The sequence below is a fragment of the Chordicoccus furentiruminis genome, from assembly GCF_019355395.1.
Lineage (GTDB): Bacteria > Bacillota > Clostridia > Lachnospirales > Lachnospiraceae > Chordicoccus > Chordicoccus furentiruminis.
In genome coordinates this window covers 1565420-1572500 of sequence record NZ_CP048829.1, presented here as the reverse complement: position 1 = coordinate 1572500, position 7081 = coordinate 1565420, and the positions used below count along the sequence as shown (strand labels likewise).

General features: G+C 53.8%; 4 protein-coding genes, 6 tRNA genes and 1 rRNA gene (1 of these 11 only partly in view). 10 read left to right on the top strand and 1 reads right to left on the bottom strand.

Features of this window, described 5'->3' with window-relative positions:
* The 8 genes from G4C92_RS07420 to G4C92_RS07385 all read left to right on the top strand — a co-directional run.
* Positions 1-1947, top strand: a 23S ribosomal RNA gene (locus G4C92_RS07420); it begins 948 nt to the left of the window's first position.
* Positions 1948-2025: 78 nt separating this feature from the next.
* A tRNA-Asp gene (locus G4C92_RS07415) sits at positions 2026-2099 on the top strand.
* A 19-nt stretch (positions 2100-2118) separates the two neighbouring features.
* A tRNA-Val gene (locus G4C92_RS07410) sits at positions 2119-2191 on the top strand.
* 33 nt (positions 2192-2224) lie between these two features.
* Positions 2225-2297: transfer RNA gene (locus tag G4C92_RS07405), tRNA-Thr, on the top strand.
* Between the two features lie 29 nt (positions 2298-2326).
* Positions 2327-2408, top strand: a tRNA-Tyr gene (locus G4C92_RS07400).
* 12 nt (positions 2409-2420) lie between these two features.
* Positions 2421-2494, top strand: a tRNA-Met gene (locus G4C92_RS07395).
* 20 nt (positions 2495-2514) lie between these two features.
* A tRNA-Phe gene (locus tag G4C92_RS07390) sits at positions 2515-2587 on the top strand.
* 214 nt (positions 2588-2801) lie between these two features.
* The gene (locus G4C92_RS07385; protein ID WP_274941916.1) at positions 2802-4181 is read left to right on the top strand and encodes a L,D-transpeptidase; all 1380 of its coding nucleotides are present in this window, start codon (positions 2802-2804) and stop codon (positions 4179-4181) included.
* Between the two features lie 318 nt (positions 4182-4499).
* Here the strand turns inward: G4C92_RS07385 and G4C92_RS07380 are convergent, their stop codons facing one another.
* Entirely contained in the window at positions 4500-4910 is a 411-nt protein-coding gene (locus tag G4C92_RS07380; RefSeq protein ID WP_274941915.1) for a DUF6465 family protein, read from the bottom strand.
* 166 nt (positions 4911-5076) lie between these two features.
* On the opposite strand from G4C92_RS07380, the gene G4C92_RS07375 reads away from it, so the two are divergent.
* Together G4C92_RS07375 and G4C92_RS07370 are read left to right on the top strand one after the other, a co-directional pair.
* Positions 5077-5277 carry a hypothetical protein gene (locus G4C92_RS07375; RefSeq protein WP_274941914.1) on the top strand — a complete coding sequence of 67 codons (201 nt, stop codon included), beginning with the start codon at positions 5077-5079 and terminating at the stop codon, positions 5275-5277.
* Positions 5278-5294: 17 nt separating this feature from the next.
* A complete protein-coding gene (locus G4C92_RS07370; RefSeq protein WP_274941913.1) occupies positions 5295-6947 on the top strand; it encodes a putative manganese-dependent inorganic diphosphatase in 1653 nt (550 codons plus the stop codon).
* The last annotated feature ends 134 nt before the right edge of the window (positions 6948-7081 follow it).

The window sequence follows — 7081 nt, the reverse complement described above, 5'->3', positions numbered from 1 at the left end:
TCCGAATGCCGTGTAGACGATGGTGGGGAGTCAGGCCGCATGAGATAAGTCGGGCGGCCAAAAGGGAAACAGCCCAGACCAGCAGCTAAGGCCCCAAAGTGCGTGTTAAGTGGTAAAGGATGTGGGATCTCGAAGACAACTAGGATGTTGGCTCAGAAGCAGCCACGCATTCAAAGAGTGCGTAATAGCTCACTAGTCGAGAGGTCCTGCGCCGAAAATGACCGGGGCTGAAACACGCCGCCGAAGCTCTGGGATGGCGGAAGCCATCGGTAGAGGAGCATTGCCGCGGGGGCGAAGCATGACCGACAAGGGCATGTGGACCCGCGGGAAGAGAGAATGCCGGAATGAGTAGCGAGATGAGGGCGGGAATCCCTCAGGCCGAATATCCAAGGATTCCAGGGTCAAGCTGATCTGCCCTGGGTAAGTCGGGACCTAAGGCGAGGGCGGAAGCCGTAGCCGATGGACGACAGGTGGAGATTCCTGTACTGCGATGCGACAGAACTGCAGGGACGCATTTCCAAAGTCTGACCGCGGATGGAAAACGCGGAGAAAGCGGGAAGGCGGGCATGGGATAAAAGACATGCGGAACGCCATTCCGTGAGACGACCGAACTTCAAGTAGGAGAGAGGGCGGAGGGAGTGCCGGGAAAAGCTGCTATCGTTCGCACCGTACCCGTACCGTAAACCGACACAGGTGGATGAGGAGAGAATCCTAAGGCCGGCGGAAGAAGTATTGTTAAGGAACTCGGCAAAATGACCCCGTAACTTCGGGAGAAGGGGTGCCGTCCTCCGGGGCGGCCGCAGAGTCCAGGCCCAAGCAACTGTTTAGCAAAAACACAGGTCTATGCAAAGCCGGAAGGCGACGTATATGGGCTGACGCCTGCCCGGTGCTGGAAGGTTACGAGGAGGGGTCAGCGAAAGCGAAGCCCTGAATCCAAGCCCCAGTAAACGGCGGCCGTAACTATAACGGTCCTAAGGTAGCGAAATTCCTTGTCGGGCAAGTTCCGACCCGCACGAAAGGCGTAATGATTTGGGCACTGTCTCAACAATACATCCGGTGAAATTGAAGTGCCAGTGAAGATGCTGGCTGCCCGCGCCAGGACGGAAAGACCCCATGGAGCTTTACTCCAGTTTGTTACTGGGGTCCGGTCGATGATGCACAGGATAGGTGGGAGGCAGAGAAGCAGCTGTTTCGGCAGATGCGGAGCCAATGTTGGGATACCACCCTTCAGCGACTGGGCTTCTAACCTGCCGCCGTAAGCCGGCGGGGGGACAATGGCAGACGGGGAGTTTGACTGGGGCGGTCGCCTCCGAAAGGGTATCGGAGGCGCTCAAAGGTTCCCTCAGGATGGACGGAAACCATCCGGAGCGTGCAAAGGCAGAAGGGAGCTTGACTGCGACACCGACGGGTGGAGCAGGTACGAAAGTAGGACTTAGTGATCCGGTGGCAGTAAGTGGGAATGCCATCGCTCAACGGATAAAAGCTACCCTGGGGATAACAGGCTGATCACTCCCAAGAGTTCACATCGACGGAGTGGTTTGGCACCTCGATGTCGGCTCATCACATCCTGGGGCTGTAGTAGGTCCCAAGGGTTGGGCTGTTCGCCCATTAAAGTGGTACGCGAGCTGGGTTCAGAACGTCGTGAGACAGTTCGGTCCCTATCCGGCGTGGGCGCAGGAGATCTGCGGGGAGCTGGCCTTAGTACGAGAGGACCGGGCTGGACCCGCCGCTGGTGCACCTGTTGGGCCGCCAGGCCCATGGCAGGGTAGCCAAGCGGGGCAGGGATAAACGCTGAAGGCATCTAAGCGTGAAGCCCCCCCCAAGATGAGATCTCCCATTCCTTCAAGGAAGTAAGTTCCCTCAGAGACGATGAGGTTGATAGGGCAGAGGTGGAAGCGCCGCAAGGCGTGTAGCTGACTGTCACTAATCGAACGAGGACCTGACCAAGAGGAAAGCGCGGCGGAAGCCGCGGCTGGGATTGCGCGGGGTATATGCGGTTTTGAAGGTACGATGAGTACCTTACACGGCCCAGTGGCGAAGCTGGTTATCGCGCCGCCCTGTCACGGCGGAGGTCATGGGTTCAAGTCCCATTTGGGTCGCTTCTTCTCAGTATTTCAAGGGATCTTAGCTCAGCTGGGAGAGCATCTGCCTTACAAGCAGGGGGTCACAGGTTCGAGCCCTGTAGGTCCCATTCCCGGCAATGACGTACTGTCTGTCGCGGTGCGCCGATGTGGCTCAATTGGCAGAGCAGCTGATTTGTAATCAGCAGGTTAACGGTTCGAGTCCGCTCATCGGCTTTGGGCTTTATGGCCCTTCAAATGAATATGGATGGATTCCCGAGTGGCCAAAGGGGACAGACTGTAAATCTGCTGGCGATGCCTTCGAAGGTTCGAATCCTTCTCCATCCATTTCATTCCTGACGCGGGGTGGAGCAGTCTGGAAGCTCGTCGGGCTCATAACCCGAAGGTCACAGGTTCAAATCCTGTCCCCGCTACTCGTCAGTTCGCTGACAATGCCCAGTTAGCTCAGTTGGTAGAGCAGAGGACTGAAAATCCTCGTGTCTCTGGTTCGATTCCGGAACTGGGCAGAAAGTTCCCGAAAAGCGGTCTATTGCTTTTCGGGTTTTTTCATGCTCTCAGATTCGCAGTTTTAGCAGTATTGGACATGGCAAATATTTTGCGGCTATGGTATACTAATCATACCAGTATATATAACCTGCTGATCGCACAACTGGATGGAATGGTGACCAGTTGTGGATTCGTTTGAAGGGTGCAATATAAATATAAGGAGAAGGGATGGCTATGAAGGAATCAAAAAGGGGTTTCAGGGGAATCAGATTGCTCCTCGCGATGGCGGTACTTTGTATCGGCATCTTTGCGGCTGTGCCGGTTTTCGCCGCGCATTCTACTGTCTACAACGGCGTCAATTACGCACGTGTCTACGATTATTCGTATTATACGAAGGTTCATCCGAGCCTTTCGGGAAAGTCTGACCGCACGGTCCTTTCCTACTTTGTCAATACGGGCATGAACCGCGGAGAGCAGGCGATCAGCAGCTTCAATCCGAAGTCTTACCGGCGGGGGCTGCAGAGTCTCCGTATCCGGTACGGAACAAATTATCGCAAGTACTATCAACATTTTATGTCAACCGGATACAAAAGTGCGTGGTATCGCAGCCGTGCGAACGGCATTAACCGTATCACCAAACCGGTGACAACCTATAAGGGCTTCAATTACGCACGGGTATACGACTTCAATTATTACATGAGCAAGTACCCGTCTCTCAATAAGAAATACTGGGATAATGATATTGCGGCTCTTGAGTATTTCGTGAAACAGGGTCTGGGCAAGAAGCAGCAGGCGAGCAGGTCGTTCTATGTCGAGTCCTACAGGCTCGCAAACGCAGCGATCCGCGCTACCTACGGAACAGACTATCCTGACATCGCACGCTATTACTGCCAGCATCCGTCCAGATACGGCGGCGCAGTCGGTGTCCGCACACTCCGGAATCCGATCACGAAGTACAAGGGCATCGAGCTGAAGAACGTATTCGACTATAAGTACTACACGACGCACAATTCGGATGTTTATAAGTACAGTCCGTCAAGAGCGAACGACGACGCGGCCGCAATTATTCATTTCGCGACAGTCGGTATCTTTCAGGGCAAAGTCGCAAAGGCAGGCGTGAGCTCACGCTCAAGCGCGTACAAGCAGGCGAAGACCCGTCTTAGCGGTGTGGTGCCGAACGCGGGCTCTTCCGAGTATGTCAAGGCAAATAAGTACAGCAGTAATACGAAGTATCTGATCCTCGTTAACCGCGGAAAACATCAGGTCTACATCTTCTCGGGCAAGAAGGGAAGCTGGACGAAGATCAAGACGTTCGCCTGCTGCGTCGGCGCGCCTGCAACCCCGACGGTTACGGGTGTGTTCCAGGTGCAGGATAAGGGTCCGTATTTCCTGACCGGCTCAAGAAAGAACCGCAGATGCTGGTACTGGACTCGGATTCACCTGAACTATCTGTTCCACTCTGTGATCTATGACAACAGTTCCTCGCCGAGGCATATCGTCGATGGTACGATGGGACGTTCTGTCTCCCACGGCTGCATCCGTCTGGCGGTTTCCAACGCCAAATGGATCTACGACAAGATGCCGAGAGGAACCAAGATCGTGATCTACAACTGACCGGAGAGACCTAAGTCAGCCGGGAGGCGGATTCTTTGAATCCGCCTCCCGGCTTTTGCATGCTTTGTCCGATTCGTACGGACAGGAGATGGTCGGAAGCACGCTGTCAGAGAAGAGACTTCCCGAAGGGACAGAGGGAAAGCATGATGAAAGCTTGTCATGTTCTCAGCACCGCAGTGACGATCAAGATAAACGATGCGGAATATGATCAGATCCAGATCATGGAGAAAGCCGGAAGAGAAACGGAGAAGGAACAAAAAACAGACGCCGGGGAAATACATCCCCGGCGTCTGTTTTCGATTCTGTCTGATAACAAGATCAAAGATCGATACGGAAGTCGTCGGAACCTTCGCCGTTGATGACGTAGTACGCGACGTGATTTTCCGGCTGCAGATAAACCTCGATGGTGTTGACCTCAGCGTCCTTATGAGTATCTCTGTATACGTTCAGAGCCTGCTCGACGACAGCTTTCGCGGAATACTGCTTTCCGTTGTATTCGACTGTGACGGTCGCGACGGGAGCCGCCGGCTTCTTCGGCTCTGCTGCCTTTTTGACCTCGGCCTTCACCGGCTCGGCTGCTTTCTTCGGCTCCGCCTTGTGCGCAGCTGTCTTTTTGGCCGGAACGGCAGCCTTCTTCGGCTCCTCTGTCTTCACCGCTTCAACCGGCTTCTTCGGCTCCGCCTTCACTTCTGTGGCTGCCTTACGTGTCGTTTTCTTAACTGGTGTCATAATTCCCTCCTGATCTCATGAAATCGTAGAGCGATTGCTGCTGCATGCCATACCATGATGTTCTCTTTATACTACGCGCACATTATAAGATGAAAACGAAGACCTGTCAATTTTCACAAAAATTTTCCACGTAATTCCGACAAATCGCAGAAAGGATAAAAGCTTTTTGATGGAATATGACCGAATTGAGCAGACGATTTCCTTTTTGATTGAAAGAATCTCACAACAGCCGTATGCATTTTCCGCGATTGAAACCGATGGGCGGCTGCTTTACAATAAGAAGGACTGCAGGGATGGATGCCTGCAGATGGCGCCGGAGACAGGCGGAGAAGCGCGACGTGAAGCGCGGCAGACAACATGGACATGATCTGACAGGAGAAAAGTATGGAACGAATGGATAAGATCTTTGTTGTGGGGCACAAGAATCCGGACACGGACTCAATCTGCTCAGCGATCTCGCTCACCTATCTGAAGAACGCGTCGTCGGGTTCGGACCGTTACAAGGCATGCAGAGCCGGACAGATCAATGAAGAGACAGAGTTTGTACTGAAATACTGGAAATGTGATCCTCCCAGCTATCTGCCGAATGTCGGAACTCAGGTGCACGATATGGACATCGATGATTCCGAAGGCGCGCCGGACGATATTACCATCCGGATTGCATGGGAATACATGAAGGAGAGCGAAACGGTCACGCTTCCGATCATGTCGGAGGACGGAAAACTCGAAGGCATTCTTACCGTGGATGACATCGCCAAGTACTATATCGATGCCTACACGAAGACGATTATGTCCGAAGCGAAGACGAAATACTACGATATTGCCGAGACGATCAACGGAAACGTGGTAGTCGGAAATGAGCACGGCATTTTCTGCAAGGGAAAGGTCGTGGTCTGCGCAGCCAGTCCGGAGCATCTGGGGCATTATATTGAGCAGGACGATCTTGTCATCACCAGCGACCGTGAGGACACGCAGAGGCAGGCCATCGAGCTGGGGGCGAGCTGTCTCGTCGTCACGCTGATGGAGGAGGTATCGCCGGAGATCCGGCAGCTGGCGGAGGAGCACTCCTGCGTCGTGATCTGCACCACCTTCGACACCTATACGGTTGCGCGCCTGATCAATCAGAGCATACCGGCCCGCTATCTGATGAAGAAGAAGGATATCATCGCTTTCAAGCAGGATGATTTCGTCGATGATATCCGTGAGATAATGGGAAAATACAGATACCGCGATTTTCCCGTCTCGGATTACAATGGACGGTATGTGGGCATGATCTCCCGGCGGAGCCTCATCAATGTGAAGAAAAAGCGACTGATTCTTGTCGATCATACGGAACGATCTCAGGCTGTGGACAACCTCGATGAAGCGGAGATCCTCGAGATTGTGGATCATCACCGGATCGGCACCGTTGAAACGCTGCAGCCCGTCTATTTCCGAGGCGAGCCGGTGGGATGCACCTGCACGATTCTCTATTCGATGTATCATGAGCAGGGAGTGGAGATTCCTCCCTACATCGCCGGACTGATGTGCTCCGCCATCGTATCGGATACGCTGCTCTTCCGTTCGCCGACCTGTACGCCGCGGGATGAGCGCGCGGCCCGTGATCTCGCTGAGATCGCCGGTATCGACCTCGAAGCTTATGCGAAGGAGATGTTTCGGGCGGGCAGCAACCTGAAGGGCAAGTCGCCGGAAGAAATTCTGCATCAGGATTACAAGAAGTTCATTTTCGGAGAGACGGTCTTCGGAGTCGGACAGATCAGCTCGATGGACGAGGAGGAACTGAAGGAGATCGCGGGTACGCTCAGACCGTATCTGGCGGAGGAGTGCGGAAAGGGCGGCACGCAGATGATCTTCTTCATGCTGACGGATATTCTCACGGAGGATACGACTCTGCTCTGCTACGGAAAGGGAAGCGACGGTCTTGTCCGCGACTCTTTCGGAGCGGAGGTGACAGACGGAACCTGTCTTCTCCCGAAGGTTGTTTCACGCAAGAAGCAGCTGATACCAGCCTTTATGAATACGCTTCAGAATGCCTGAGGCAGGGGGATTCGTCCGGCTGTGAACCAGCGGGCCGTACGTTTTCGGGTGAACCCAGGCGCTTCGGATATTGAATGAAAACGGAAGAATCGAAAGAAATGATTCGGATCTTTTCCTTACAAGACTGAAAATGA

Excerpts from the sequence above, each read along its gene's own strand:
- G4C92_RS07385 (WP_274941916.1), top strand. The coding sequence starts at position 2,802 with ATGAAGGAATCAAAAAGGGGTTTCAGGGGAATCAGATTGCTCCTCGCG.
- G4C92_RS07380 (WP_274941915.1), bottom strand. The coding sequence starts at position 4,910 with ATGACACCAGTTAAGAAAACGACACGTAAGGCAGCCACAGAAGTGAAG.
- G4C92_RS07370 (WP_274941913.1), top strand. The coding sequence starts at position 5,295 with ATGGAACGAATGGATAAGATCTTTGTTGTGGGGCACAAGAATCCGGAC.